This is a genomic window from Mesorhizobium sp. M0030, from assembly GCF_040323695.1.
Classification (GTDB): domain Bacteria; phylum Pseudomonadota; class Alphaproteobacteria; order Rhizobiales; family Rhizobiaceae; genus Mesorhizobium.
This window is the reverse complement of sequence record NZ_JAMYVE010000005.1, coordinates 315,435-341,511: the sequence shown is the minus strand read 5'-3', so window position 1 is coordinate 341,511 and position 26,077 is coordinate 315,435. Positions and strand designations below refer to the sequence as shown.

Annotated in this window: 30 protein-coding genes and 1 pseudogene; 23 read left to right on the top strand and 8 right to left on the bottom strand. The window is 63.7% G+C overall.

Annotated features, from left to right (window positions below; all coding sequences use genetic code 11):
* Window positions 1-8 precede the first annotated feature (8 nt).
* The 4 genes from NKJ80_RS13715 to lpdA are packed head-to-tail and all read left to right on the top strand — an operon-like array spanning window position 9 to window position 3,431.
* On the top strand, window positions 9-746 hold the full coding sequence (locus tag NKJ80_RS13715; RefSeq protein WP_031195599.1) for a DUF4241 domain-containing protein: 738 nt from the start codon (window positions 9-11) through the stop codon (window positions 744-746).
* Complete coding sequence (locus tag NKJ80_RS13710; RefSeq protein WP_023818324.1) at window positions 743-1,249, top strand: hypothetical protein; 507 nt, start codon at window positions 743-745, stop codon at window positions 1,247-1,249. The genes NKJ80_RS13715 and NKJ80_RS13710 overlap by 4 nt, the downstream gene beginning before the upstream one ends.
* Entirely contained in the window at window positions 1,246-2,001 is a 756-nt protein-coding gene (locus tag NKJ80_RS13705) for an SDR family oxidoreductase (protein WP_352497727.1), read from the top strand. The genes NKJ80_RS13710 and NKJ80_RS13705 overlap by 4 nt, the downstream gene beginning before the upstream one ends.
* Before the next feature lie 23 nt (window positions 2,002-2,024).
* A complete protein-coding gene (gene lpdA / locus NKJ80_RS13700) occupies window positions 2,025-3,431 on the top strand; it encodes a dihydrolipoyl dehydrogenase (RefSeq protein ID WP_352497726.1) in 1,407 nt (468 codons plus the stop codon).
* An 825-nt stretch (window positions 3,432-4,256) separates the two neighbouring features.
* Here lpdA and NKJ80_RS13695 read toward each other — a convergent pair.
* The gene (locus tag NKJ80_RS13695; RefSeq protein ID WP_023702624.1) at window positions 4,257-5,318 is read right to left on the bottom strand and encodes a TraB/GumN family protein; all 1,062 of its coding nucleotides are present in this window, start codon (window positions 5,316-5,318) and stop codon (window positions 4,257-4,259) included.
* Window positions 5,319-5,392: 74 nt separating this feature from the next.
* Entirely contained in the window at window positions 5,393-6,331 is a 939-nt protein-coding gene (locus NKJ80_RS13690; protein WP_352497725.1) for a tyrosine recombinase XerC, read from the bottom strand.
* Between the two features lie 96 nt (window positions 6,332-6,427).
* Between NKJ80_RS13690 and rimM the strand changes: the two genes are divergently transcribed.
* Window positions 6,428-7,027, top strand: a complete 600-nt coding sequence (gene rimM, locus NKJ80_RS13685; protein ID WP_023730247.1) for a ribosome maturation factor RimM — start codon at window positions 6,428-6,430, stop codon at window positions 7,025-7,027.
* Window positions 7,024-7,722, top strand: a complete 699-nt coding sequence (gene trmD / locus NKJ80_RS13680) for a tRNA (guanosine(37)-N1)-methyltransferase TrmD (protein ID WP_023726048.1) — start codon at window positions 7,024-7,026, stop codon at window positions 7,720-7,722. Before rimM ends, trmD begins: the two co-directional genes overlap by 4 nt.
* On the opposite strand, the gene NKJ80_RS13675 is transcribed toward trmD, so the two are convergent.
* Window positions 7,704-8,456 (bottom strand): sulfite exporter TauE/SafE family protein, encoded by a 753-nt coding sequence (locus NKJ80_RS13675; RefSeq protein ID WP_023683874.1) that lies wholly within the window; start codon window positions 8,454-8,456, stop codon window positions 7,704-7,706. The two genes, trmD and NKJ80_RS13675, sit on opposite strands and share 19 nt — an antisense overlap.
* Window positions 8,457-8,782: 326 nt before the next feature.
* Here NKJ80_RS13675 and rplS point away from each other — a divergent pair, with 326 nt between their 5' ends.
* From rplS to leuC, 8 genes are all read left to right on the top strand, one after another.
* Window positions 8,783-9,343, top strand: coding sequence for a 50S ribosomal protein L19 (gene rplS, locus NKJ80_RS13670; protein WP_023747377.1), 561 nt, complete (start codon window positions 8,783-8,785; stop codon window positions 9,341-9,343).
* A 152-nt stretch (window positions 9,344-9,495) separates the two neighbouring features.
* Entirely contained in the window at window positions 9,496-9,924 is a 429-nt protein-coding gene (locus NKJ80_RS13665; RefSeq protein WP_352497724.1) for an organic hydroperoxide resistance protein, read from the top strand.
* The gene (locus tag NKJ80_RS13660) at window positions 9,921-10,418 is read left to right on the top strand and encodes a MarR family winged helix-turn-helix transcriptional regulator (RefSeq protein ID WP_352497723.1); all 498 of its coding nucleotides are present in this window, start codon (window positions 9,921-9,923) and stop codon (window positions 10,416-10,418) included. The genes NKJ80_RS13665 and NKJ80_RS13660 overlap by 4 nt, the downstream gene beginning before the upstream one ends.
* 239 nt (window positions 10,419-10,657) lie before the next feature.
* Window positions 10,658-11,458 carry a transporter substrate-binding domain-containing protein gene (locus tag NKJ80_RS13655; protein ID WP_352497722.1) on the top strand — a complete coding sequence of 267 codons (801 nt, stop codon included), beginning with the start codon at window positions 10,658-10,660 and terminating at the stop codon, window positions 11,456-11,458.
* Window positions 11,459-11,627: 169 nt separating this feature from the next.
* Window positions 11,628-12,443 (top strand): amino acid ABC transporter permease, encoded by an 816-nt coding sequence (locus NKJ80_RS13650; protein WP_352497721.1) that lies wholly within the window; start codon window positions 11,628-11,630, stop codon window positions 12,441-12,443.
* Between the two features lie 58 nt (window positions 12,444-12,501).
* Window positions 12,502-13,137, top strand: coding sequence for a class I SAM-dependent DNA methyltransferase (locus tag NKJ80_RS13645; protein ID WP_352497720.1), 636 nt, complete (start codon window positions 12,502-12,504; stop codon window positions 13,135-13,137).
* Entirely contained in the window at window positions 13,134-13,343 is a 210-nt protein-coding gene (locus NKJ80_RS13640) for a hypothetical protein (protein ID WP_197031338.1), read from the top strand. The genes NKJ80_RS13645 and NKJ80_RS13640 overlap by 4 nt, the downstream gene beginning before the upstream one ends.
* Window positions 13,344-13,415: 72 nt before the next feature.
* Window positions 13,416-14,825 carry a 3-isopropylmalate dehydratase large subunit gene (gene leuC, locus NKJ80_RS13635; protein ID WP_023670518.1) on the top strand — a complete coding sequence of 470 codons (1,410 nt, stop codon included), beginning with the start codon at window positions 13,416-13,418 and terminating at the stop codon, window positions 14,823-14,825.
* Between the two features lie 106 nt (window positions 14,826-14,931).
* On the opposite strand, the gene NKJ80_RS13630 is transcribed toward leuC, so the two are convergent.
* Window positions 14,932-15,243 carry a hypothetical protein gene (locus tag NKJ80_RS13630; protein ID WP_023670517.1) on the bottom strand — a complete coding sequence of 104 codons (312 nt, stop codon included), beginning with the start codon at window positions 15,241-15,243 and terminating at the stop codon, window positions 14,932-14,934.
* A gap of 163 nt (window positions 15,244-15,406) precedes the next feature.
* Here NKJ80_RS13630 and NKJ80_RS13625 point away from each other — a divergent pair, with 163 nt between their 5' ends.
* On the top strand, window positions 15,407-16,603 hold the full coding sequence (locus NKJ80_RS13625) for a GGDEF domain-containing protein (RefSeq protein ID WP_023715865.1): 1,197 nt from the start codon (window positions 15,407-15,409) through the stop codon (window positions 16,601-16,603).
* Window positions 16,604-16,640: 37 nt separating this feature from the next.
* On the opposite strand, the gene NKJ80_RS13620 is transcribed toward NKJ80_RS13625, so the two are convergent.
* A complete protein-coding gene (locus NKJ80_RS13620) occupies window positions 16,641-17,012 on the bottom strand; it encodes a hypothetical protein (protein ID WP_352497719.1) in 372 nt (123 codons plus the stop codon).
* A 253-nt stretch (window positions 17,013-17,265) separates the two neighbouring features.
* On the opposite strand from NKJ80_RS13620, the gene NKJ80_RS13615 reads away from it, so the two are divergent.
* The 6 genes from NKJ80_RS13615 to NKJ80_RS13590 all read left to right on the top strand — a co-directional run bounded on the left by NKJ80_RS13615 (window position 17,266) and on the right by NKJ80_RS13590 (window position 22,319).
* A complete protein-coding gene (locus NKJ80_RS13615; protein ID WP_023687710.1) occupies window positions 17,266-17,736 on the top strand; it encodes a hypothetical protein in 471 nt (156 codons plus the stop codon).
* A gap of 240 nt (window positions 17,737-17,976) precedes the next feature.
* On the top strand, window positions 17,977-18,396 hold the full coding sequence (sdhC, locus tag NKJ80_RS13610; protein WP_023683884.1) for a succinate dehydrogenase, cytochrome b556 subunit: 420 nt from the start codon (window positions 17,977-17,979) through the stop codon (window positions 18,394-18,396).
* Window positions 18,396-18,794, top strand: coding sequence for a succinate dehydrogenase, hydrophobic membrane anchor protein (gene sdhD / locus NKJ80_RS13605; RefSeq protein WP_023683885.1), 399 nt, complete (start codon window positions 18,396-18,398; stop codon window positions 18,792-18,794). The genes sdhC and sdhD overlap by 1 nt, the downstream gene beginning before the upstream one ends.
* Before the next feature lies 1 nt (window position 18,795).
* Window positions 18,796-20,625, top strand: coding sequence for a succinate dehydrogenase flavoprotein subunit (gene sdhA / locus NKJ80_RS13600; RefSeq protein ID WP_023687711.1), 1,830 nt, complete (start codon window positions 18,796-18,798; stop codon window positions 20,623-20,625).
* 40 nt (window positions 20,626-20,665) lie between these two features.
* Complete coding sequence (locus tag NKJ80_RS13595) at window positions 20,666-21,445, top strand: succinate dehydrogenase iron-sulfur subunit (protein WP_352497718.1); 780 nt, start codon at window positions 20,666-20,668, stop codon at window positions 21,443-21,445.
* A 241-nt stretch (window positions 21,446-21,686) separates the two neighbouring features.
* Window positions 21,687-22,319, top strand: coding sequence for a YceH family protein (locus NKJ80_RS13590; RefSeq protein ID WP_352497717.1), 633 nt, complete (start codon window positions 21,687-21,689; stop codon window positions 22,317-22,319).
* Window positions 22,320-22,524: 205 nt separating this feature from the next.
* Here the strand turns inward: NKJ80_RS13590 and NKJ80_RS13585 are convergent, their stop codons facing one another.
* A complete protein-coding gene (locus NKJ80_RS13585) occupies window positions 22,525-22,950 on the bottom strand; it encodes an OsmC family protein (RefSeq protein WP_023745404.1) in 426 nt (141 codons plus the stop codon).
* Between the two features lie 219 nt (window positions 22,951-23,169).
* Between NKJ80_RS13585 and NKJ80_RS13580 the strand changes: the two genes are divergently transcribed.
* Window positions 23,170-23,385: a hypothetical protein gene (locus NKJ80_RS13580; protein ID WP_023726056.1), complete on the top strand. Its 216-nt coding sequence runs from the start codon at window positions 23,170-23,172 to the stop codon at window positions 23,383-23,385.
* A complete protein-coding gene (locus NKJ80_RS13575; RefSeq protein WP_023698373.1) occupies window positions 23,382-23,738 on the top strand; it encodes a YciI family protein in 357 nt (118 codons plus the stop codon). Before NKJ80_RS13580 ends, NKJ80_RS13575 begins: the two co-directional genes overlap by 4 nt.
* Window positions 23,739-23,750: 12 nt before the next feature.
* On the opposite strand, the gene NKJ80_RS13570 is transcribed toward NKJ80_RS13575, so the two are convergent.
* Together NKJ80_RS13570 and NKJ80_RS13565 are read right to left on the bottom strand one after the other, a co-directional pair.
* Window positions 23,751-25,358 (bottom strand): GMC family oxidoreductase, encoded by a 1,608-nt coding sequence (locus NKJ80_RS13570; protein ID WP_023742127.1) that lies wholly within the window; start codon window positions 25,356-25,358, stop codon window positions 23,751-23,753.
* Window positions 25,355-25,945: pseudogene (locus tag NKJ80_RS13565) on the bottom strand (FGGY-family carbohydrate kinase); the annotation flags it as partial. The pseudogene NKJ80_RS13565 and the gene NKJ80_RS13570, both read right to left, overlap by 4 nt.
* Between the last annotated feature and the right edge of the window lie 132 nt (window positions 25,946-26,077).

Below are 26,077 nucleotides of genomic sequence, written 5' to 3'. Positions count from 1 at the left end.
GATCCGTCATGAGCGGCTGGCTGGCGCGGTTTGGGTTCAAGCTGGGTCGAGTAGCGGGTAGCGTATTGAGGCGTTCCCGGCCGGCGGCTTCCGCCGCCATCTCTCCGCCGGCGACATCGACTGAATGGGATTCGGCGCCGGCGAGCAGCAATCTCGGTGTCTTCGCTCTCAGCGAAGCCGAAATGGCGGAGCGGAAGATCATCGTCACCGCGATCGGTGAGCTTGAGCTACCGACCGGCGAAATCATCGCTTGCGATCCACTGATTACCGGGCTGGAACGGCCTGTGTTTAGCCGTAAGGTCAGGCCGGGATGCTATCCAGTCACGTTGCTTGAGGCGCAAGGCCGTGTTGCTGCAGCGGTATTGCGGTTTGGCACTGGCTTGCCGGTGCGGTGGGAGTTGGCTGCCTTCGTCCGCGACGTCGGCACATCGTCCTGGAAGTCTGGATTTATTGTCGATGATAATGTTGCTTCGTTCATGGACAAGTCGGTTCTGACGCTGATGTCCGACCAGGAGGAACTCGACAGCTATCTTGCTGACGTTGCATGCTCGTTCGACAAGTTCCGCATGGATAATCCGGTTGATGGAAATCCGCTTAATATAGCCATGTTCGACACTGGCTTCGGTGATGGGAACTATTATTCCTTCTGGGGACTGGATGCGGCCGGCGAGCCGCTGGTCTTGATGACCGATTTCGAGGTGCTCGAAAACGCCGACGGCCGCGAGAGCAGCCAGAGCAATTCATGACAAACATCGCTTCGCCAATGATCGGATTTATGGCCGGGCTGGCTGTTCTCGCAGCGGGTTACGAGGCGCATGCCGCCTGCCCGCTGGCGCTTGCTGTCTATGGCGATGCCGAAAGCGAGGCCGGCATTGATTTCCGGCCGACGACGGATGCGGTCACCGTCACCAACTCGTTCAAGATGGTGCTCGACAAGGGCATCGTTCTCGACGGCATTGTCATGTGGACATCCGGTGTTTCGCGACCGCAAGGGTCGCTGATGTACAAATGTCCGACCGGCGACGTCACCGGTGACGAGCTTGCCGCCTGCACGGTCTGGCAGGGCGTCATCTACAGCGCCGACGATAAGGGCAATATCGCGCTCCTGGCGGCGGAAGGCACGGACGCGCCGCAGAGCCTGATCTTCCCCGATCTCGGGCCGTCGCTGCAGATGTCGACGGCCTTCGGCCCGAACGGTTTCTCGAAACTGCCATGGGACGTGTTTCTGCTGAAAGGTTGCCAGGAATGAGCGCGTCCAAGAAGGTGCTTCTGGTCACCGGCGGCAGTCGTGGCATTGGCGCGGCCACCTGCCGGCTTGCGGCAAAGGCGCGCTACCGGGTCGCGGTCAACTATGCCTCGAACGAGGCTGCCGCCAAGGCGCTGGTCGACGAAATCGAGGCGGCGGGTGGCGAGGCATTTGCCGTCAAGGGCGACGTCGGCGTCGAAGCCGACATCGTCGCCATGTTCGAAGCCGTCGATAGCGCCTATGGCCGGCTCGACGCCCTGGTCAACAATGCCGGAATCGTCGACGTCAAGGCGCGCGTCGACGAGATGAGCCTGGCGCGGCTGGAGCGCATGATGCGCATCAACGTCATCGGCTCGTTCCTGTGCGCCCGCGAGGCGGTGAGGCGCATGTCGAGCAAGAATGGCGGCCAGGGCGGCGCCATCGTCAACATCTCGTCGGCTGCGTCGCTACACGGCTCGCCCGGCGAATATGTCGACTATGCAGCGTCCAAGGCGGCGATCGACACCTTCACGCTCGGACTGGCGCGCGAAGTCGCGACCGAAGGCGTGCGGGTCAATGCGATACGGCCGGGCATCATCGACACCGAGATCCACGCTTCGGGCGGCCAGCCGGACCGGGTCGAGCGGTTCCGCGACATGCTGCCGATGAAACGAGCCGGCACGGCGGATGAAGTCGCGCATGCCGTTCTCTATCTTTTGTCGGATGAAGCGTCCTACACGACGGGCGCAATCCTGAATGTAAGCGGCGGCCGCTGAGCGCCAAGCTAAGGGAAACGAACATGGCTTATGATGTCGTTATCATCGGGTCGGGACCGGGCGGCTATGTCTGTGCCATCAAGGCGGCACAGCTCGGGCTCAAGGTCGCGGTGGTGGAGAAGAACGCCACTTTCGGTGGGACCTGCCTCAACATCGGCTGTATCCCGTCCAAGGCGCTGCTTTACGCCTCGGAGATGTTTGCCGAGGCCGGCCATTCCTTCGATGCGCTGGGCGTCGAGATACCGGCGCCGAAACTCAATCTGAAGAAGATGATGGCGCACAAGGACGCGACCGTTTCGGCCAACGTCAATGGCGTCGCCTTCCTGTTCAAGAAGAACAAGATCGACTCGTTTCGCGGCACCGGGAAGGTGGTCGCGGCCGGCAAGGTGTCGGTGTCGGCTGAGGATGGCAAGGTCGAGGAGATCGAGACGAAAAATATCGTTATTGCCACGGGCTCCGATGTCGCCGGCATTCCCGGCGTCAAGGTCGACATCGACGAGAAGGTGATCGTATCGTCGACCGGCGCGCTGTCGCTGGAGAAAGTGCCGGGACATCTGGTGGTGGTCGGCGGTGGGGTCATCGGTCTGGAGCTCGGCTCGGTCTGGGCACGGCTCGGCGCCAAGGTCACCGTGGTCGAATTCCTCGACACCATCCTGGGCGGCATGGACGGCGAGGTCTCCAAGCAGTTCCAGCGCCTGCTTTCCAAGCAGGGTTTCGAGTTCAAGCTCGGCGCCAAGGTGACAGGGGTGACCAAGGCCAAAAAGGGCGCCGCCGTTACCTTCGCGCCGGTCAAGGGTGGTGCGGCCGAGACCATCGAGGCCGACGCGGTGCTGATCTCGACCGGACGCCGGGCCTATTCCGACAGCCTCGGGTTGAAAGAAGCCGGCGTCGAGGTCGACGAGCGCGGCCGGGTCAAGACCGACGGGCATCTCAGGACCAACGTGGCCGGCATCTACGCCATTGGCGACGTCATCGCCGGTCCGATGCTGGCGCACAAGGCCGAGGATGAAGGCGTGGCGGTGGCCGAGACCATTGCCGGCCAGACCGGCCATGTGAATTACGACGTCATTCCGAGCGTCGTCTACACCAGCCCGGAAATTGCTTCGGTCGGCAAGACCGAGGAAGAGCTGAAGAAGGCCGGCATCGACTACAAGATGGGCAAATTCCCGTTCACCGCCAACGGCCGGGCGCGCGCCATGCTCCACACGGACGGCTTCGTGAAGATCCTCGCCGACAAAGCCAGCGACCGCGTGCTCGGCGTCCACATTGTCGGCTTCGGCGCCGGCGAGATGATCCATGAGGCGGCGGTGCTGATGGAATTCGGCGGCTCATCCGAAGACCTCGCCCGCACCTGCCACGCGCATCCGACGATGTCGGAAGCGGTCAAGGAAGCGGCGCTGGCGACGTTCTTCAAGCCGATCCATATTTGATTCGGGCAGGAAGTTGCGACACGCCGACTGGACAGCACCACCCTCTGGCCGGCACCCACGCTCCGCCAACCTTCGAGATTATGCGTTCCCATTGGGCGCTGTTCGTGAACTGCCGATCTCCCCTCTCGAGGGGGAGATGTCCGGCAGGACAGCGGGGGCGGTGAAGAATCGCGACGCTCGCGACAGGGGCCCAAAATAAAACGGCCCGCTTTTCAGCGGGCCGTTCTTGGTTGGAATCAAGATGCCAGATCAGTTGGCCAGATTACGGGCTCGGCGCCGGAGCAGGCGCGGGTGCCGGAGCTGGCGCAGGAGCCGGTGCGGGAGCAGGGGCTGGTGCGGGAGCCGGTTCGGCGGGCTTCATCGGCTCAGCCGGTGCAGGTGCGGGCGCCGGTGTGCTGGCTGCCGGCGGCTCTGCGGGTGCAGGATGTTCGCCGCTTCTGCCGAAAACATAGTACGCGACAATCGCAAGGATGACGACGACCAGCGCAATCAGCCAGCCGCTGCCACCACCCGACCTGGGCGCTGGATCGTTAGGGTTCGCCATAAAAGTGTCCTCCGTGGATGAAAAGCATCAATCAACACCCCTCAACGCGCAACCGTTGAACGGGTTCATACTAGGCCTTCAAATTGACGAACGCAGGAAAATTCTGATTCGCAACCGCTTGTTGGCCTGTATTTCCCCCGCAAAATCAATCACGAACGAGGTAGAACGAGCTTAGCTGGCCTTTTCCGCCAAAAATAGGGCCAACCGCCTCCGCTTTGCGAATCAGTTGCGCACCGCACAGAGCCGGGCTTACGTGATTCGGTATTCAAGACGGGCGCTGCTCAGTCGACGGCGGTGACGGTATAGCCGGCTTTGCGAAAATCCTCGACCAGGCCTTCGGGGCCGGGAAGATGCATGGCGCCGACGGCCATGAAGGCATTGCCCTTGGCCAGGATCGGTGCGGCATGGTCGGCCATGACCTTGTTGCGGCCGGTGATCATCGTCCGGTCGAATTCGGCGTAACCTGCGTCGTCTTCGTCGGGCGAGATCGAACGCAACAGCGGCCAGAAGGTGCCGGTGTCGCCGCGCTGGTAAAGCACGATCATGGTTTCGTTGATGTCGTTTATCTTGTCGCCGAGCTTCAGGGTCTCGACCAGCCCCTTGATGTGGAACGCAAGCGGCAGCGAGGCCATGGCGCGCAGCTGGCTGATTGCGGTCTCCAACCCTTCCACCGGCTTGCCATTAGCCTTGGCGTCCTGCGCCAGCTTGACGTCGAGAACCGGTGCGCCGCCTGCCTGACGGGCGACCTCACAGACCGGCAGCGCGACCATGGCCGACAGCAGCCACGGCTTCATCTTGGAGACGCTCGCCGGCGGAATGCCGCGCGCATCGAGCCCTTTGTTCACCACCGCCGCATCCTCCGGCGACAACAGCGACGACAACGTCGTGTTGTCGGTGAACATCATCAGCTCGGGTTCCTTGAGCATGGCCTCCATCATCTTCTGCTTGTCGAGCACGTCGGTGGTCTCGATGATGATGGTGCCGGCAGCGTCATAGGCTTTCCTGGCTGCCGGCGGCAGAGTGGTCACGCGCGGGTCGGTCATGTGCATGGTGCCGAACAGGAAGGATGGCTTTTCGCCTGATTTCTCCAGCTTCCACAACAGGCCCTTGCCGTTCAGCGTCGCTGCTGCTTCCGTCTCGATCCTGGAATAGGTGGCGGGGTCTTCCTTCTGCAGGGCCGACAGCAGATCGGCGCCGGCGCAGGCCGGGGCTTCGGCATGCGCCCTGCCCATGGCAAGCAGCAGCACGACGAGAAAAGACAGGCAAAACACGGCGTTGAGCGCGACGAGCAGCTTCAGCGACACAAGGGCCGCGCGATCGGCAATGGCAAGGGCGCGTTTCATGGTGCGGTTCTAGGACTGAAAAGCGGCGAAACGGTTAACCGGCGTGGGGAAATTGTCCTGGACTTATACAGTGGTCACGCGCGGGGATGCGCGGATTCGTAAATCTCGAGCAGTCTTGCGGTGTCGACGCCGGTATAGACCTGCGTCGTTGACAGGCTGGCGTGGCCGAGCAGTTCCTGGATGGTGCGCAGGTCGCCGCCGCGCCCGAGCAGATGGGTGGCGAAGGAATGGCGCAACGCGTGCGGCGTCGCGGTGTCGGGCAGGTTCAGCGCCGAGCGCAGCCTGGCCATGTCGCGCTGGACGATGGCCGGGTTGAGCGGCCCGCCGCGGGCGCCGCGAAACAGCAGGCCCTTGGGATCGAGATGGTAGGGACACCGTTTTCGGTATTCGGCGATTGCCCGGAGCGCCACCGGCAGCACCGGCACCAGCCGTGTCTTGCCACCCTTGCCGGTGACGCGCAGCACGGTGTCGGCTTCCGATGCCAGGTCGGCGGCGCTGAGGCCCAGCGCTTCGGAAATGCGCAGGCCCGATCCATAAAGCAGCGTCAGCACGGCGGCGTTGCGGGCGGCGATCCAAGGCTCTTCAGCCAGCTGGCAGTCCACCGACACGACATGTTTGGCATCGCTGGCGGTCAGCGGCTTGGGCAGCGATTTCGGCTGGCGCGGCGCGCGCAACGCCGCGGCACCGGCGGCATTGGCGAGACCCCGCCGTTCGAGGAAGCGCAGCAGCGAGCGGATGCCGGCGAGGCCGCGTCCGAGCGTGCGGGCGCCGGCGCCGGCGTTGCGCCGCGCGGCAAGAAAGCCGCGCAGATCGGCCGGGCGGAGAGTGGCGATGTCGGAAAGACCAGGCGAGCCGCCGCAATGCCCTGTGAGGAAATGCAGGAACTGGCGCGTGTCGCGCTCATAGGCTTCGACGGTCGCCGGCGACAGCCGGCGCTCGCGCGCCAGCATCTTCAGCCAGCTTTCGCGCGCTGCCTGGAGGTCGGGTTTTGCCGGGATGAGAAATTCCTGCATGCCGCCATTGTCAGGCAGCCGGGTTAGAAAGCGGTGAAGAACCTGTCATTGAAATGACGCCGGTAGGGCGTTAGAGCAGGGCAAAGGATATCAGCCATGTCGAAGCCCCAGAACCCCGTGCAAATGGCCGTGATCGGCGCCGCCCACGGCATCAAGGGCGAATTGCGGGTGAAGACTTTCACTGGCGAGCCGATGGCGCTGGCCGATTATGGGCCGCTCTATGCCAAGGACGGCCGCGTTTTCCAGATCACCGACATAAGGCCCGCCAACACCGTCGTGGTGGTGCGGTTCAAGGGCATTGCCGATCGCAATGCCGCCGAGGCGCTGGCCGGAACCGAGCTGTTCGTCGACCGCTCGATGCTGCCCGACGATGGCGAGGAGGACGAATTCTACCACGCCGATCTCGTCGGACTTGAAGTCCGCGACGATAAGGGCGCGGTCATCGGCAAGGTGGTGGCGGTGCATAATTTCGGCGGCGGCGACATTCTCGACGTTACCCTCGGCGGGCGCAAAGGCGTGCTGATCCCGTTCACCCAGGCCGCCGTGCCTCAGGTTTCGATCGCCGAAGGTTTTCTCCGCGTCGACCCGGCAGCCGCCGGCCTTGTCGAGGATGAGGATGGCGACGCGCCGCGCGAAGAAGATTTCGACGCGAAGGGCCGACCGCGCGGGCCGCGCGAAGCCGGAGGCAACCGGTGACGTTCAAGGCGTCGGTGCTGACGCTCTATCCCGAGATGTTTCCGGGCGGGCTAGGCCTGTCGCTGGCCGGACGGGCGCTCGAAGTCGGGACATGGTCGCTGGAAGCTATCCAGATCCGCGACTTCGCCAGCGATCGCCATCACACCGTCGACGACACGCCGGCCGGCGGTGGCGCCGGCATGGTGATGCGCGCCGATGTGCTGGCCAAGGCGATCGACCACACGTCGCCGGCGGGCGATCCGCGGCCGCGTTTGCTGATGAGCCCGCGTGGAAAGCCGCTGACGCAGGCGCACGTGCGCGAACTGGCTGGCGGGCCAGGCGCCGTCATCGTTTGCGGCCGGTTCGAGGGCGTCGACCAGCGGCTGATCGAGGCGCGTGGACTGGAAGAGGTCTCCATCGGCGATTTCATCCTGTCGGGCGGCGAGCCGGCGGCGCTCGTACTGCTCGACGCCGTTGTGCGGCTGTTGCCCGGCGTCATGGGCAATGCGGTGTCGGGCGAGGAAGAAAGTTTCGAGAACGGCCTGCTCGAACACCCGCATTACACGCGGCCACAGGAGTTCGAAGGCCGCCCCATCCCCGACGTGCTGGTCTCCGGTAATCACAAGAAGATCGCCGCGTGGCGGCGCGCCGAGTCCGAGAAGCTGACCAGGGAGCGCCGGCCGGATTTGCTCGCCGCTCAGCCCTTGGCAAAATAGTAGACGGCGAGAAACAGGCCGACGGCGATGACGAAGCCGCGTACTGCGTTTTGCGGCACGCGCTTGGCGATCCAGACGCCGGCATAGCCGCCGAGCGCGCCGCCGGGGATCATGACGATTGCCTGAGGCCAGGCAACAACGCCGCCGGAAACGAAGACCAGTATGGCAACGGCGGCGATGACCACGGCCAGCATGTTCTTCAGCGCGTTCAGCCGGTGATAGTCGCCGGATTGCGTCAGGCCGAGCGTCGCCAGCATCATGACGCCCATGCCGGCGCCGAAGAAGCCGCCATAGATGGCGGTAGCGAACTGCGCCAGCGAACCGGCCAGAGAGCCGACCGTGGCTTCATGCCCAGGCTTCGGCGTTGGTTTCAGCCACGGCCCGGCGGCGAACAAGGCGGTTGCGGCCAGCAGCAGCCACGGCACGAGGGCGCGGAACGACGGATTTGAGAGCGCCAGCAGGATGAGCGCACCAGCCAGCGCGCCCAAAGCCGAGATCAGGCAAAGCAGCAGCGCGCCGCGCCAGAAATGCTTGATGTCGGTCCAGTAAGCCAGCGTCGAGGTGATGTAACCGGGAAACTGCGTTACCGAGGACGTGGCGTTGGCGACGATCGGCGGCAGGCCGGCCAGCGTCATGGCGCCGAAGGTTATGAAGGTGCCGCCGCCGGCAACCGCGTTGACGGCGCCTGACAGAAAACCCGCGAGGAAGAGCAGGACTGCGTCGAAAACAGACATTGTGAGGCCGCCGGACAAGTGTGCTGCTCCCGGATTAGGAAGCTTGAAGGGCCGGCGCAACCCTGCACTGGACGATTGCGTGGTGGCATGCGACCAAAAAAGACAGGGCCAAGGCGTGACAAGTCAGTGAAATAGCTGTATGTGCCCGCCCGTACTGGCGAGAAAAATCTCCCGGACCCGTCAACAATGACGGTGTAGTCGCCCCTGCCCAATGTTTCGAAGACAAGATGTCTCGGGGACAAAGGGCATAGCCGAGCGGTCAATGGAACTGCAAGGCGAGTGTCGGACGCTCTGACTGTCGGAAGAACAAGAAGTGGACTTTTGAGATGGATATCATCCGTCAGCTCGAGGCCGAACAGGCCGCCAAGATCGAAGCCAAGCGCAAGCTTCCCGAGTTTCAGCCCGGCGACACCGTGCGCGTCCAGGTCCGCGTGACCGAAGGCACCCGCACCCGCGTCCAGGCCTATGAGGGCGTCGTCATCGCCCGCGCCGGCGCCGGCTTCCAGGAAAATTTCACCGTCCGCAAGATCTCCTACGGCGAAGGCGTCGAGCGCGTTTTCCCGGTCTACTCGCCGATGGTCGAAGGCGTCGAGATCGTGCGCCGCGGCAAGGTGCGCCGCGCCAAGCTCTATTATTTGCGCGACCGTCGCGGCAAGTCGGCCCGTATTTCGGAAAACACCGGCGTGCGCGCCCGCAAGCTCAACGATGAGGAGCGCGACGCGCTGAACGCCGAGAAGGCCCGCATCGAAGCCGAGAAGGTTGCCGCTGCCCAGGCGCTGGCCGCCGAGACGGCCGCCAAGGAAGCCGCCGAGAAGAAGGCCGCCGACGAGGCTGCAAAGGCGGCCGACGAGGCTGCAAAGGCGGCTGAAGCGACCCCGGCCGAATAAATCTGGTCCAAGGATTTTGAAAAGGCGGCTTCGGCCGCCTTTTTTCGTTTCACCAGACTGTGAACGATTGCCGGCCGAGAGTTTGCCACGGCTGTTGACCCGAATTATATTGTACGCTAAATAATCGTGTACAAATCAAATGGAGAACTGACATGGCACTCTACACCACACAGGCTCGCGTCACCGGCGGCCGCGCCGGCCACGGCGAGACCAGCGACGGCCTGCTGAAGGTCGACCTCGCTTTGCCGAAGGAGCTCGGCGGACAGGGTGGCGCCACCAATCCCGAGCAGCTGTTCGCGGTCGGCTATGCCGCCTGCTTCGAAAGCGCCATCCGCTTTGTCGCGCGCAAGCAAAAGCTGCCGCTGCAGGATGCGGCGGTGAGCGCCACCGTCAGCCTGCTTCCCAATGGCGAAGGCTTCAAACTTGGTGTCGCACTCGCCGCGGAGACCAAAGGCCTTGATCAGGCGGCGGCGGAAGGCCTTGTATCGGCAGCGCATCAGATTTGCCCCTATTCCAATGCGATCAAAGACAATATCGAGGTGGCGCTTTCGACCGTGGCGCTTCCGGCAAAGGCAGCATGACGACGAAGACCGAAACCAGGGCCAGCGAAGTCCCGGCGGACACCGGCGGGACGATCGCCGTTCCGCGCCTCGACCAACAGCTCTGCTTCGCGCTCTATTCGGCGAGCGGGCTGATGACCAAGCTCTATCGGCCGCTGCTTGACCCGCTCGGCCTGACCTATCCGCAATATCTGGCGATGCTGGCGCTGTGGCAGCATGCGCCGAGCACGGTCGGCGAACTCGGCGAGGCGCTGGGGCTGGATTCGGCGACATTGACGCCGCTGCTCAAGCGGATGGAAGCGGCTGGTCTCGTCACCCGCCGTCGCGATCCAGCCGACGAGCGCCGCGTGCTGGTCGAACCGACTGCCAAGGGTCAGGCGCTGCGCGCCAGCATCAAGGACGTATCCGCAGGTCTTGCCTGTGCCATGCCGCTCGAAGCTGAAGAGCTGAAGTCGCTGCACCGGACCTTGACTGGATTTGTCGCCAAGCTGCGTGACGCTACGTCACCATCCTGATCCGTCATCTGACGGGTTCCCGTGTGTCCAGGAGGGGCCTGGTTTGCCGGCGGCGCAATCACGGAATAAATTCCGACCACGGGGCGTTCTAAAACCGCGTTGGTTGAAGGCATTGGAATCCGCTTTCACCGGACGCTGAGCACCGGATCGGCTTGCAAGCCGTCTGCGGACGGCTAAAGTCGCGCCTGGATTTTCATGCGAGCCCGGCTGCAAGCGGGCTTCTCATCCTGGAGCGTGTCATGACCAAATCGAAGTTGCTGCTGGCCGCCCTCGCGGCCTGTTTCCTCCCGCCCGTCGCTGCATGGGCGGCCGATGCGCTGCCCGATCTCGGCGGCAAGAAGGTCGTGGTGGTGACGGAAAACGCCTATCCGCCGCTGCAGTTCATCGACGCCAAGACCGGCAAGCAGATCGGCTGGGAATATGACGCGATGGACGAAATCGCCAAGCGCCTGAACTTCAAGGTGGAGTACCAGAACACCTCCTGGGACGCGATGATCCAGGCGGTTTCCGACAACCAGTACAACATCGGCATGACCGGCATCACCATCAAGGACGAGCGAAAGGAGAAGGTCGATTTCTCCGACCCCTATATGCGTTCGGAGCAGTTCATGCTGGTGCGCGCCGATGAAAGCCGCTTCACCGACGCCAAGACCTTCGCCGCCTTCAAGGACGGGTTGATCGGCGCGCAGGCCGGAACGACGCCGTTCTACACCGCCGTCTACAGCGTGCTCGACGGCAATGAGCAGAACCCGCGTATCAAGCAGTTCGAGACCTTCGGCGCTTCGGTGCAGGCACTGAAATCCGGCGACGTCGATGTCGTCCTGACCGACGGCACCGCCGGCAAAGGCTATGTCGATGCCTCCGGCGGCAAGCTCAAGCTGATCGGCGGCCCGCTCGGCACCGAGGATTTTGGCTTCATCTTCCCGAAGGGCTCGGACCTGGTGAAGCCGGTCAACGCGGCGATCGCGGCGCTGAAGGCCGACGGCACGCTGGAGGCGCTGAACAAGAAGTGGTTTCTCGACTACAAGATGGGGCAGTGATGTCCGACTCCTTACCCTCCCCCTTGTGGGGAGGGTCGATCCGCGAAGCGGAGCGGGGTGGGGGTGCCAGCGCCGGCGCTTTGTCACGACCCCCACCCCGGCTCACCAGCTTTGCGATGCAAAGCTTGTTCGCCGACCCTCCCCACAAGGGGGAGGGTGAAGCGCCCTGATGGCCACGCCCCCCGCTTCGACTCTCAAATCCGATTTCCCCTGGTGGCTTGCCGCCGCGATCGCGCTCGCCGTCGTCGCTGCGCTCTCCATTGCCGCCAGCGATCTCTACGCCCAGGTTTTTGCCACCGTCGCCAAAGGCATCGGCATCACCATTCTTGTCACCGTGGTCGCCTTCGCGCTGGCTTCCGCCACCGGGCTCGGCATTGCGCTGATGGCGTTGTCGGGGTCGCGTTGGCTCAGGCAGATCGCTCGTTTCTATGTCGAGATCATCCGCGGCGTGCCGATCCTGGTGCTGTTGTTCTGGATCGCCTTCGCCGGCGCGCCGGCCTTCGTGGCTGCGTGGAATGCGCTGACGGCGCCGCTGCAAAACGCCGGGTATCTCGGCGAGCTTTTGGTGCGCGACGTGTCGCTGTTGTGGCGTGCAATCATGGCGCTGACCATCGGTTATTCCGCCTTCATCTCCGAGGTCTTCCGCGCCGGCATCCAGTCGGTCGAGAAAGGCCAGATCGAGGCTGCCAAGGCGCTCGGGCTGACGCGCACGCAGCGCTTCCGGCTGATCGTCTTCCCACAGGCGATCCGCACCATCCTGCCGCCGCTCGGCAATGACTTCGTCGCCATGGTCAAGGATTCCTCGCTGGTCTCGGTGCTCGGCGTCGCCGACATCACGCAGATGGGCAAGATCTACGCCGCCGGCTCGTTCCGCTTCTTCGAGACCTATTCGATCGTCGCCTATATCTATCTCATCCTCACCGTCAGCCTGTCGCTGGTGCTGCGGGGGCTGGAGCAACGACTGCGGCGGGCGCAGCAGGAATAGAAGTCCGACGCGGGCACGGCTACGATCGCGGAGGACAGGATTCCGGAGGATGCAGGCGATGACGATCGACAAGGCCAATGCGGCGCTGGGCACCGTCTATTCGGCCGACACGCCGGAAGGGCTGGCCAAGGCCTATGCGGACTGGGCCGCGACCTATGACAGCGAAACCGCTTCGCTAGGCTATCTGCTGCCGTTCCTGATCACCGCCTGGGTGGCGCGCCATGTGCAAGTGGGCGAAGGACCGCTGCTCGACGCCGGCTGCGGCACCGGCCTGTCGGGCCCGTCATTGAAGGCGCTGGGTTATCACGACATTGCCGGGCTCGACCTCTCCGACGACATGCTGAAGATCGCCGGCAGCCGCAATGCCTATGGCGATCTGAAGCAGGCAATGCTCGGCGGGCCGCTGCCCTGGCCAGACGGGCATTTCCGCGCCTTCTTCTCGACTGGCGTGTTCACCATCAGCCATGCGCCGGCGTCCGGCCTGCACGAGCTTGTCCGCATCACCAGAAAAGGCGGCCACGCCATCTTCACCGTGCGCGACCAGGTGTTTGACAGCGGCGGCTTCCAGGCCGTGTTCGACGGGCTGGAGCGGGCCGGGAAATGGCGGCCGGCCGAGCAAAGCCCATGGTTCCGCTGCTATGCGATCGCCGAGCCGGACGCGCTGGTGAAGACTTTTGTGTTCGAGGTGCTTTGAGCGCCGCCCTCTTCGCCTTCTCTCACAAGGGGAGAAGCGAAAACACGCCGCAATTGCCGAAAAGCCAAAACATTGGTATGAGCCACGCCATGGAAGAGCTTTTTGGCGATCCGGCCTATAAGGGTTTCGTGCTGCAGGACAGAAAACGCCTGCCGTCGCGTTTCTCTTCGCGCATTTCCGGCGCGCTCACCAGCCAACTTAGCTAAGCCGCTTTCGCCGGGCCGAAGGCTTAGGCGCGTCTGCCCTTCCCCTTTTTGCAAATCGACGGATTTACGCACATGAGCGCACCGCGCACCCTCTACGACAAGATTTTCGACGACCATGTCGTCGATCGCCAGGATGATGGCACCTGTCTGCTCTACATCGACCGCCATCTCGTCCATGAAGTGACCAGCCCGCAGGCCTTCGAAGGTCTGCGCATGACCGGCAGAAAAGTCCGGCATCCGGAAAAGACGCTGGCCGTGGTCGATCACAATGTCTCGACCTCGCCCGAGCGCAAGTTCGGCATCAAGAACGAGGAAAGCCGCATCCAGGTCGAGGCCTTGGCCAAGAACGCTAGGGATTTCGGTGTCGAATATTATTCCGAGAACGATATCCGCCAAGGCATCGTCCACATCATCGGGCCGGAGCAGGGCTTCACGCTGCCTGGCATGACCATCGTCTGCGGCGACAGCCACACCTCGACGCATGGCGCCTTCGGCGCACTGGCGCATGGCATCGGCACCTCCGAGGTCGAGCATGTGCTGGCGACGCAGACGCTGATCCAGCGCAAGGCCAAGAACATGCTGGTGCGTGTCGATGGCCAGTTACCGGAAGGCGTCACCGCCAAGGACATTATCCTCGCCATCATCGGCGAGATCGGCACCGCCGGCGGCACCGGCTATGTCATCGAATATGCCGGTGAGGCGATCCGCGCGCTGTCGATGGAAGGCCGCATGACGATCTGCAACATGTCGATCGAGGGCGGCGCGCGCGCCGGCCTGATCGCGGCCGACGAAACCACCTTCGCCTATGTCAAGGGCAAGCCGCGCGCGCCGAAGGGCGCGTCGTGGGACGCCGCGCTCGAATACTGGAAGACGCTGCAGTCCGACGAGGGCGCGCATTTCGACAAGGTGATCGTGCTCGACGCGGCCAAGCTGCCGCCGATCGTCTCCTGGGGTTCCTCGCCCGAGGACGTCGTTTCGGTGCAGGGCGTCGTTCCCAATCCGGAAGAGATCACGGACGAGAACAAGCGGACGTCAAAGATCCGCGCGCTCGACTATATGGGGCTGACGCCGGGCACGAAGATCACCGACATCACGCTCGACCGCGTCTTCATCGGCTCCTGCACCAATGGCCGCATCGAGGATCTGCGTGCGGTGGCCAAGGTGGTCGAAGGCAAGACGGTGAGTGCGCATGTCGATGCGATGATCGTGCCGGGCTCCGGTCTGGTCAAGGAACAGGCGGAGGCCGAGGGTCTCGACAAGATCTTCATTGCCGCCGGTTTCGACTGGCGCGAGCCGGGCTGCTCGATGTGCCTGGCCATGAACGACGACCGGCTGAAGCCGCATGAGCGCTGCGCCTCGACCTCGAACCGCAATTTCGAAGGCCGGCAGGGCTTCAAGGGCCGCACCCATCTGGTGTCGCCGGCCATGGCGGCGGCGGCGGCGATCGCCGGCCATTTCGTCGACATCCGCGACTGGAAATAGCGCAGACTGTTTCAAGCCTGATCTGAGCTTATGCAAACCCCGAACGGCAAAACCGTTCGGGGTTTTGTTTAATGCGCGCCGCTCTAAGACCCTTGGGGTATATGCCCTAGCCGGCACGCCGGATGATTTCATGAAATTCCTCCCGGCTGCCGGGTTCGTCGGCCGCGACCACCAGCGCCAGTTCGCGCTCGTCGAAGATCTTGAACCACTCGTCCCATTCGACCAGCTCGTAGCCGCCTGCGTTGACCGGGCGTTCAGGTTGATCCTGGTCCTGATAGGCGTGCTGGCCGAAGACGAGCCTCAGCAACGGCTGCGTTCCGGTTTCGGGCGATACATCGACGATCGCCGGAAATCCGGCGCGCCCTGCGGCCCATGAGCGAATTGCTTCGTGGTCGGTCAGCGTGATCGTGTCGGCCATGAATAACTTCTCCTTGATTGCTGTCACGAAACGCCTGCCTCAGGTCCCGGTTCCGTGCAGCAGCTTCATCAGTGGCGACTTGCATATTCGTCCCGGCTTAACCGCTTGTTGGGGCTTGCGCTCTAAGGTCTTCCCTGACGTCAAGCGGGGAAGTCACCGTCCTTTGGACACCGGCCTGTTCATAGCGCTGCTCAATCCGACGATCGCGCTGGCGCTCGGCGCGGCGTTCCTCGTGCTATGGTTCTATCAGCGCCACCGGCCCTATCTGGCTGTGCTCGGCACGAGCTATTGCGTGTCCGCGCCCGGCTTCCTGCTGCAGTATTTCACGCTGCCCGGCGGCATGGTGCTGACCAAGCTGGTCTCCAACCTCTGCTTCACGCTTGCCGCCTGTTGCCTCGTCGGTGCGATCATCTCACGCTACGGCAGGCGCGTGCCCTATATCGCGATCGGCATTCTGGCGGGTGGCGGGATGGTGGCATTCTGCTGGTTCCTGTTCGTCCAGCCGGACTTGACTTGGCGCATCCTGTCGATCAATTTCGGCTTTGGCGGCCTCAGCCTGCTGGTCGCCGCCGAGCTGCGCGCCGTGCGCAAGAACGGCCCGACGGAAAAAATCCTGTTCGTACTGTCGCTGCTGTCCGGGCTGAACTTTATCGGCCGCACGCTGCTCGTCGTCATCTCGCACGGGCCGTTCACCAGCTATGACGGGTTTTATGGCTCGTCCTACTGGACGACGGCGCTTTTGTCGCACGCGCTGCTGTCGTTGCTGATCGCGCTCTGCCTGTTCTCGGCAGCTGCGCTCGACGTGATGAAGGCGCTGAAGACCGAGACGCACACCGATCCCCTGTCTGGCCTGCTCAACCGCAGGGGTTTCGAGGAGCGCGCCTTGCTGGTGCTGCAACACTGCGCCGCCGCCAAGGTGCCGGTCGCGCTGGTGCTGGCCGATCTCGATCACTTCAAGGCGCTCAACGACAAATACGGACATGCCGCGGGCGACCAGGTGATCGCCGACTTCGCCGCCAAGCTTCGCGCGGCCGCCGGCACGCGTGCGGTTGCCGGCCGCATCGGCGGCGAGGAGTTCGCTGTGCTTCTGTCGCTGAGCGATCTTGCCACGGCGCGGCTGTTTGCCGAAGCCGTGCGCACGCACTATTCGGCCGGCAGTGTCGACGGGTTGCCGCCGGGCACCAGGGTGACCGCGAGCTTCGGCGTCGCGGCGCGCACCGGCGACGAAGGGCTGGAGCCGCTGAGGCGGCGCGCCGACGAAGCGCTCTACAAGGCCAAGAAGAACGGCCGCGACAGCGTGCGGCTTTCCTATGAGCGGGCCGAAACGGTGTTCATCCCGGATACAGGCAGCGTCGGTTAGCGTCTCGCTTAAACGGCCTCTCGGCCGTGCCGGATCATCAGCGGCAACGGCTGAGGTTGGGCATTTCGCCGTCGGAGAGGCCGTACATATAGGAGCGGCCCTTCACGAACACCGGCGGCTGGTAGCAGCCACGCCTGGAGATGTGATCCGCCTCGTCTTCATAAAGGACTTCCGGTCCCGCTTCCGGCTGCCCGGCGCTGGTGTAGTCGGACAATTTCTTGGCCAGCCTGCCTTGGCCGACAATGATGCGCTTGTAGCCGGCGGCGCTGTCGATGACGAGATTGCCCAGGGAATCGGCATAGACGCGGTCATGATGGCGCGACCAGGCCATTGCCGGGGCGGCGAAGCCGAGACTGGCTGTCGCCAGCACAAGCGCCGCAAGGCGCGCTCTTCCTGAATTCGAAAGCATGGTGTCCTCTCTGCTGTGGACCCGATCGAATCGGAAATTAACCTTTTCTTAACCTTTGTTAAGAGGGCAGGCGCATCCGGCGGCGATCTCTCGCCAAACATGGTTAATATCCGACGGGATGGAAAACCCGGGCGTCATCATTCGGCCATGCTTGCCCGCACCATCGGCCGCGACGCACACAACTACGCTGACGTTGGGTGAGCTTGATCTTGGTGGAACATCGCGGCTAGTTAGCCGCGCAGGAGGACAGCATATGGCGTTACGCCGGACGTTTCGGGTGACGCTGTTGTCGATCCCCTTGCTGACTGCCGCAGCCTGCGTGCCGCAGAACGGCGCGCCGACGGCGGTGAATACCGTACCACCCACTGTCGCGCCCGCGCCGGCTCAGCAGTCCGCCGCACCTGTGGCGCCCCCGGCTTCCGCAACGGCTCCGACAGCACCTGCCGCACCTTCAGCCAAGATCGTCACCGATCTTACCGCGCCGCGGTCTGCTGTCGGCACGGCAACTTACAGATGCGGCAATGGCGGCATGATCACCATCCAGAACCTCGGCACGGCGTTGCGTGTTGTCAGGCCCGATGGCACGACCGAGGAGTTTGCCGCATCACCCGCCAACCAGTCCAGCCGCTACCAGGAAGCCGCGTCGCATGACGCAATCGTGATCGACGCGCGCGAGGCGCTGGTGATGAAGAGGGGCTCGACACCACAGACCTGCAAACGATAGCCTGGCGTCGATTGCAAAGGAAATGCCGCACTGCAGCGAACGGTGCGCCGGCTTTCGACGGTGGCCAAATCGATTGAAGCGAAACAGCAGCCTTTTGTCAGACTAAATGACGTTTTCAAAACGATTTTCCGGCTTTGACGCGGTGCAAAAAGAGCATTAGAAACCGGCTGTCTGAAGTCATATATCGAGGCGGTAAGTGCCGCTTTCCACCGCGGCTCCGGACATCGAACTGGGGCAGCCATGAGCAAATCACCAGCCACCCGAACCGCCAGACGTGAACGGCCGCTCTCGCCGCACCTGACGATTTACCGCCCACCGATCACCATGACGATGTCGATCATTCACCGCATCACTGGCGGGGCGCTGTATTTCGGCACGCTGCTGGTCGCCGCGTGGCTGATGGCGGCGGCGAGTTCGCAAGGCGCTTTCGATTGGATCAACTGGGCCTTCGGCACCTGGCTCGGCCGGCTCATCCTGTTCGGCTACACCTGGGCGCTGATGCACCACATGCTGGGCGGCGTGCGCCATCTCGTCTGGGACACCGGCGCCGGGCTGGAGAAACACACGGCATCGAAGATCGCCTGGGCGACGCTCGCCGGTTCCATCCTGCTCACGCTGCTGATCTGGGTCGCCGGCTACATGGCGCGGGGAACCTTGTGATGAGCGGCACGAACAACAACGATATGCGCACGCCGCTGGCCAAGGTCCGCGGTCTGGGCTCGGCCCGCGAAGGCACCGGGCATTTCTGGCGACAGCGGCTGACGGCCATTGCCAACATCCCGCTGATACTGTTCTTCGTCGGGTTCCTGATCGCGCTCAATGGCGCCGGCTTCGCCGAGGTGCGGGCGGCGCTCGCCAGTCCGTTCGTGGCGCTGGTGTTGGCGCTGGTGCTCGTTTCCGGTCTCACCCATATGCGTGTCGGCATGCAGGTCATTATCGAGGATTACGTGCATGCCGAAGGCATGAAGCTGGCGCTGATCGCACTCAGCACGTTTTTCACCATCGCGGTCGGCGTCGCCTCGATCTTCGCCCTGCTCAAACTGGCATTCGGAGGCTGATTTGGCCAAGGACGCGAAATCGGCCACCGGCTATACCTTTGTCGACCACAAGTTCGACGTGGTGGTCGTCGGCGCCGGCGGCGCCGGCCTGCGCGCCACGCTCGGCATGGCCGAGCAGGGCCTGCGCACGGCCTGCATCACCAAAGTGTTCCCGACCCGCTCGCACACGGTGGCGGCACAAGGCGGCATTGCCGCGTCGCTGTCCAACATGGGTCCGGACTCCTGGCAGTGGCACATGTACGACACCGTCAAGGGTTCGGACTGGCTGGGCGACGTCGACGCCATGGAATATCTGGTGCGCGAGGCACCGGCGGCGGTCTACGAGCTCGAGCATTACGGCGTGCCGTTCTCGCGCACCGAAGAGGGCAAGATCTACCAGCGGCCGTTCGGCGGACACATGATGAATTATGGCGACGGCCCGCCGGTGCAGCGCACCTGTGCTGCCGCCGACCGCACCGGTCACGCCATCCTGCACACGCTCTACGGCCAGTCGCTGAAGAACAATGCACAGTTCTTCATCGAGTATTTTGCGCTCGACCTGATCATGGAACCGGACGGCACCTGCACCGGCGTCGTCGCCTGGAACCTCGACGACGGCACCATCCATCGCTTCTCCGCCAAGATGGTGGTGCTGGCGACCGGCGGATATGGCCGCGCCTATTTCTCGGCGACGTCGGCGCACACCTGTACAGGCGACGGCGGCGGCATGGCGGCACGGGCCGGCTTCCCGTTGCAGGATATGGAGTTCGTGCAGTTTCATCCGACCGGCATCTACGGCGCCGGCTGCCTGATCACCGAAGGCGCGCGCGGCGAGGGCGGCTATCTCGTCAATTCCGAGGGCGAGCGCTTCATGGAGCGCTACGCGCCGTCGGCCAAGGACCTGGCCTCGCGCGACGTCGTCTCGCGTTGCATGACGCTGGAGATCCGCGAAGGCCGCGGGGTCGGCAAGAACAAGGACCATATCTTCCTGCATCTCGACCATCTCGATCCGGCCGTGCTGCATGAGCGGCTGCCGGGCATTTCGGAATCGGCCAGGATTTTCGCCGGCGTCGACCTGACCAAGGAGCCGATCCCCGTGCTGCCGACGGTGCACTACAATATGGGCGGCGTGCCGACCAATTACTGGGGCGAGGTGCTGAACCCGACTGTCGAGAATCCTGACCGGGTGTCACCCGGGCTGATGGCGGTCGGCGAGGCCGGCTGTGCCTCCGTGCACGGCGCCAACCGGCTGGGCTCGAACTCGCTGATCGATCTGGTGGTGTTCGGCCGCGCCGCCGCAATCCGCGCCGGCCAGGTCATCGACCGCAATTCGGCGATCCCTTCGCCCAACGAAGCCTCGGTCGAAAACATCATGGACCGCTTCGACCGGCTGCGCCACGCCAATGGCTCGACGCCAACCGCCGTTCTGCGTGAGAAAATGCAGAAGGCGATGCAGGAAGACGCCGCCGTGTTCCGCACACAGGAGTCGCTCGAAAACGGCTGCAAGCGCATTTCACAGATATGGACCGAGCTCAAGGACCTGAAAGTCTCCGACCGCTCGATGATCTGGAATTCCGACCTGGTCGAGACGCTGGAGCTGGAAAATCTGATGGCCAACGCCATCACCACGGTCTACGGCGCCGAGGCGCGCAAGGAGAGCCGCGGCGCGCATGCGCGCGAAGATTTTTCGGCCCGAGACGACATTATCTGGCGCAAGCATACGCTGGCCCGGCTAAGCGAGGACGGCCAGGTGAGCCTCAGCTATCGTCCCGTGCACACCGAGCCGCTGGTGGCGGAAAAGGACGGCGGCATCAGTCTTGCCAAGATCGCGCCGAAGGCCAGGGTATACTGACCATGGTGCCGAAGCCCGTCATCCGAAAGGATCTGAGGTAATGGTCGAACTCACGCTTCCCAAGAACTCCAAGGTGCAGCCGGGCAAGACCTGGCCGAAGCCGGAGGGCGCCACCAACCTGCGGGAATACCGCATCTACCGCTGGTCGCCCGACGATGACGAGAACCCGCGCATCGACACCTATTTCGTCGACATGGACGATTGCGGGCCGATGGTGCTCGACGCGCTGCTCTGGATCAAGAACAAGATCGATCCGACGCTTGCCTTGCGCCGCTCATGCCGCGAAGGCATTTGCGGCTCCTGCGCCATGAACATCGATGGCTCCAACACGCTGGCCTGCACCAAGGGCTGCGACGACATTTCCGGCGCCGTCAAGGTCTACCCGCTGCCGCATATGCAGGTGGTCAAGGATCTGGTGCCCGACCTCACCAATTTCTACGCCCAGCACGCCTCGATCCAGCCATGGCTGAAGACAGTGTCGCCAAAGCCAGCCAAGGAATGGCTGCAGAGCCATGAGGACCGCGAAAAGCTCGACGGGCTCTACGAGTGCATCCTGTGCGCCTGCTGCTCGACCTCATGCCCGAGCTATTGGTGGAACGGCGACCGCTATCTCGGCCCGGCGACGCTGCTGCAGGCCTATCGCTGGCTGATCGACAGCCGCGACGAAGCCACGGGCGAACGGCTCGACGATCTCGAAGACCCATTCCGGCTCTACCGCTGCCACACCATCATGAACTGCGCCCAGACCTGCCCGAAGGGGCTCAACCCGGCCAAGGCGATTGCCGAAATCAAAAAGATGATGGTGGAGCGGCGGGTTTAGTTGAGACGAGTTCGCTCGCGGCAATCTCGTACGCGGCGATCCTTCGCGCCCCCCTCTGTCCTGCCGGACATCTCCCCCACGGGTGGGGAGATTGGCCGTCATCGCGGCTTTCGCCAATCTCCAAGGTTGAAGGATGGCGCGCTGTCGGCGAAGCTGCCGATCTCCCCCCGCGTGGGGAGATATCCGGTAGGACAGAGAGGGGGGCGCTGTCTCGCCGGCGCTAGAAAGGATACTCAACCCAATGAGCGAAGAGCTTCCAATCCTTAATTCGGTCGAAGCCCGTGTGCTCGGCTGCCTGATCGAGAAGAAGGAGCTGACGCCGGATGTCTATCCGCTGACGCTGAATGCAGCACTTGTAGCCGCCAACCAGAAGACGGCGCGCGAGCCTGTGATGGCGCTCGAGCCGACAGAGGTGCATCGGACGCTGAAGCTGCTCGAGCAGAAGGGGCTGGTGCGTCAGATGTTCGGCTCGCGCGTCGAGCGCTATGAGCATCAGATGGCGCAGCGCTTCTCGCTGACGAGGCCGCAGACTGCGGTGATCGGCCTGCTTTTGCTGCGCGGGCCGCAGACGGCGCATGAGTTGCTGGCGCGAGCTGAGCGCATGGCGCGGTTTTCGTCCGTCGAGGACCTGCGTGGCGAACTCGACATGCTGATCGGCCGCCGCCCGCCGCTCGTCCAGGAAATACCGCGCGGGCCGGGGCAGCGCGAGGACCGTTTTATGCATCTGCTCGCAGGACCGGTGGACGTCGCGGCGTTATCGGTGCAGCGGAGCGCGCCGGCCTTGCCTGCTTCCGACCTGGAAGCGAGATTGGAGGCTCTGGAGCAGGAAGTCGTAGCCCTTCGCGCCCGGCTTGATGCGCTGGGCGCCCAATAGTATCCGAGACGTCGGCGGGACAGCACCCCCTCTGGCCTGCCGGCCATCTCCCCCTCAAGTGGGGAGATCAGATGTCACGCCGGCCTTCGCCAATTACGAACGTCGAAAGAAGAGTGCCAGCTACCGAGCTTCCAATTTCCCCGGGAGATGCCTGGCAGGGCAGAGGGGGGCGCGAAGAATCGCTACCCCGGGCAAAATCGGCGGATCACCCCAGCTTCGCGTCGAGCGACACTGCGATGGCCCCCAGCGCCTTCGAAACCGGGCACTCCGCCTTGGCCTTCTCGGCCAGTTCCTTGAACTTCGCCGCATCAATGCCCGGTACCTTGCCGATCAGGGTGATGGCGCTGCCGGTGATGCCGGTGCCGGGCACCAGCGTCACCACCGTCTTGGCGTCGAGCTCGGTGGCGGGCGTGCCGTTCTCGGCCAGGAAATGCGACAGCTGCATGGCGTAGCAGCCGGCGTGTGCCGCCGCGATCAACTCTTCGGGATTGGTGCCGGATTTGCCGCTCTCGTCCTCGAAGCGAGCCTTGAACGAATAGGGCGTGCCCTTCAAGGTGCCGCTCTGGCTGTCGAGCGTGCCCGTGCCCTCCTTCAGATTGCCTTTCCAGACGGCGTTTGCGGTGCGGTCCATAAGATTCTCCTTGATTACAGCGACAGCGCCGGCCACGCGGCGTTCCCTCCAACAATAGCGCGGCGGCAGGGGAAGACCACCGCGCTGTTTCGGCCGGATGCGACGCCGGCGAGCCCTGCAAATCTTTTCTGAAAAATGTGCGTGCAAAAATGTCGACTTGCATCGGCGCCGGCCGTCCTGCGAGCGTCCACGGATTCTCGTGGCGGATGGAGATCCAAGATGAACAATCTGTTTTCTGCCCATTGGAACGACGCCGACAAAAGCGCGCGTCTACGCGAGATCGAGTGCTCGCGATCTTCCGGCTTCGGCCGGCTGCTTGCTGCGGTCGCCGTGATCGGCATTGCGGTCTGCGTGCTCGACCACGCTGCTGCCGGCAAGGATGCCGCCGGCACCGTGATCGCCTATGGGTCGTCACAGCAAGGGAGCTGGAAATGAAATATGTCTGTCTGGTCTACGGCGAGGAAAAGGACCTCCATGCCATGACGCCGGAGCGTCTGGCCAAGCTCGACGCCGATTCGATGGCCTATGACCGGTCATTGGACCAGCAAGGCAAGCTGATCATCGCGCAGGCGCTGCAATCGGTGAAGACGTCGAAGACGGTGCGGCGGCGCCAAGGCAAGCGGCTGATCACTGACGGTCCGTTTGCCGAAACCAAGGAGCAGTTGCTTGGTTTCGTCATGATCGAAGCCGACACTCTCGACAAGGCGCTGGAGATCGCCGGCAAAATTCCACTGGCTGAAATCGGCACCGTCGAAGTCAGGGCGATCTACGACGTGCCGGGGTCATAGGCGGCGGCGACGTCATGCAGGCCGGCGGATCATATCCGCCGCCTTCTCGGCGATCATCACCACTGGCGAGGCGGTGTTGCCGGAGACGATGCGCGGCATGATCGACGCGTCGATGATCCGCAGCCCCTCGATACCGGTCACGCGCAGGTCCGGGCTGACGACGGCGCGGTCATCGATGCCCATCCGGCAGGTGCCGACCGGGTGGAAGATGGTCGTGGCGATCGAGCCGATCTGGTGCAGCAGGTCCTCGTCCGACTGGTGGGCGAGACCAGGCAGGATTTCTTCCGGATGGAAGCCGGCAAGAGCCTTGGCGGTCATGATGCTGCGCGCCTGGCGCACCGAACGCAGCGCGATCTCGCGGTCGCGCGCCGTAGAGAGGTAGTTCAGCCGGATCTCCGGCTGCACGGCCAGCTCGCGCGTCGTAGCGTGCACCGAGCCGACGCTCTCGGGCCGCAGATTGCAGACCGACATGGTGATTGCCGGGAACGGGTGCAGCGGGTCGCCCAGCCGGTCGGTAGACAAGGGCTGGACGTGGTACTCCAGGTCCGGCGTCGCCATCGACGGATCGGATTTCGAGAACATGCCGAACTGGCTCGGCGCCATCGACATCGGTCCCGAGCGGCCAAAGGCATATTGCAGCGCGATCTTCGCCTTGCCGCTCAGGCTGTTGGCTAGCGTGTTGAGCGTCAGCGCCGACGACACTTTGTAGACAGTGCGGATCTGCAGATGGTCCTGAAGGTTCTCGCCGACATCGGGGCTGGCGTGAACCACATCGATGCCGAGCGCGGCGAGGCGATCCGGCTCGCCGACCCCGGAAAGCTCCAGCAGTTTCGGCGTGTTGATCGAGCCGGCGGTCAGCAGCACCTCGCTCCTGGCCTTTGCCTCGATGGTTTGGCCGCCGACGCGATAACAAACGCCGATAGCACGCTTGCCCTCGAACAACACCGTCTCGACATGCGCGTTGACGACCAGCCTGAGGTTCGGCCGCCGCAGCGCCGGGCGCAAGAATGCCTTGGCTGTGTTCCAGCGCACGCCCTTGCTCTGGTTGACTTCGAAGAAGCCGGACCCCTCATTGTCGCCGTCGTTAAAATCCTCGCGCGGCATGATGCCGAATTCCTTGGCCGCCTCCTGCACGGTGTTCAGGATCGGCCACGACAGGCGTTGCCGCGCCACTTTCCATTCGCCGCGGGAGCCATGCAGCTCGGTCTTGCCGCCATGATGGTCCTCGGATTTGAGGAAGTAGGGCAGCACATCGTCCCAGCCCCAGCCGACATTGCCCATCTGCCGCCAGCCATCGTAGTCCGCCGCCTGTCCCCGCATGTAGATCATGCCGTTGACCGAGGTGCAGCCGCCCAGCACCTTGCCGCGGGGATAGACCAGCGAGCGGCCGTTCAGGCCGGCTTCGGGGGCAGTCTTCATCATCCAGTCGGTGCGCGGATTGCCGATGCAATAGAGATAGCCGACCGGGATATGCACCCAGTGATAATTGTCGCTGCCGCCGGCCTCGAGCAGCAGCACGCGCGTCGCCGGGTTTTCGCTCAGGCGATTGGCCAGCACGCAGCCGGCGGTGCCTGCGCCGACAATGATGTAGTCGTAGTCGCCATCGAGCCGTTGGGTCATTGCGGTGGTTTACTCGGCGGTGTTCTACTCGGTTCTGCGGCGTGTTCGGCCCAGAACGATCGCAGCGTATCGGCAAGGCCGCAATAGGCGCGATAACGCCTGTTGTAATGGTCCTGCATGGCCGGGTTCGGACGGTAGGCGGCGCTTGACCGGGTCATGGCGTCGACGCCGGCCTCATAGTCGGCGAACAGGCCGGCCGCGACCCCGGCGCCGATCGCCGCACCAAGTGCGCCGGTCTCGCGTGCTTCAGGGACGGTGATCGGCACGCCAAGCCCGTCGGCGAAGATCTGCGGCCAGTGCTCGCTGCGCGAACCGCCGCCGGACAGGACCGCTTTGTCGAAGCTGACACCGGCGTCCTTCAGAACATTGATGTGGCGCCGGTGCTCGAACATCACGCCCTCGAACAGCGCGCGCAGCATATGGCCTTCCCTATGCCAGCCGGCGAGGCCGTAGAAGCCGGCGCGGAACTCCGCCCCTTGTCCCGACCCGTAGAGAAACGGGTGGAACATCGGATCGTCCCAGGTTGGCGTCACCGCGCCGGCAGCCGCGTTGCAGTGGCCGAACGGATCGTCATGATGGGCACCGCGCTCGATGCGAAGTCAGCGTTATCGCCAAGCGGTTGCATCATTAGTGCCCGTGACGAGCGACCTGAACCCAGGACGCCCGATCTCGGCGTCTGGATGATTAGGGGGCCAGCTCTGTTTTCTCATCAGATACAA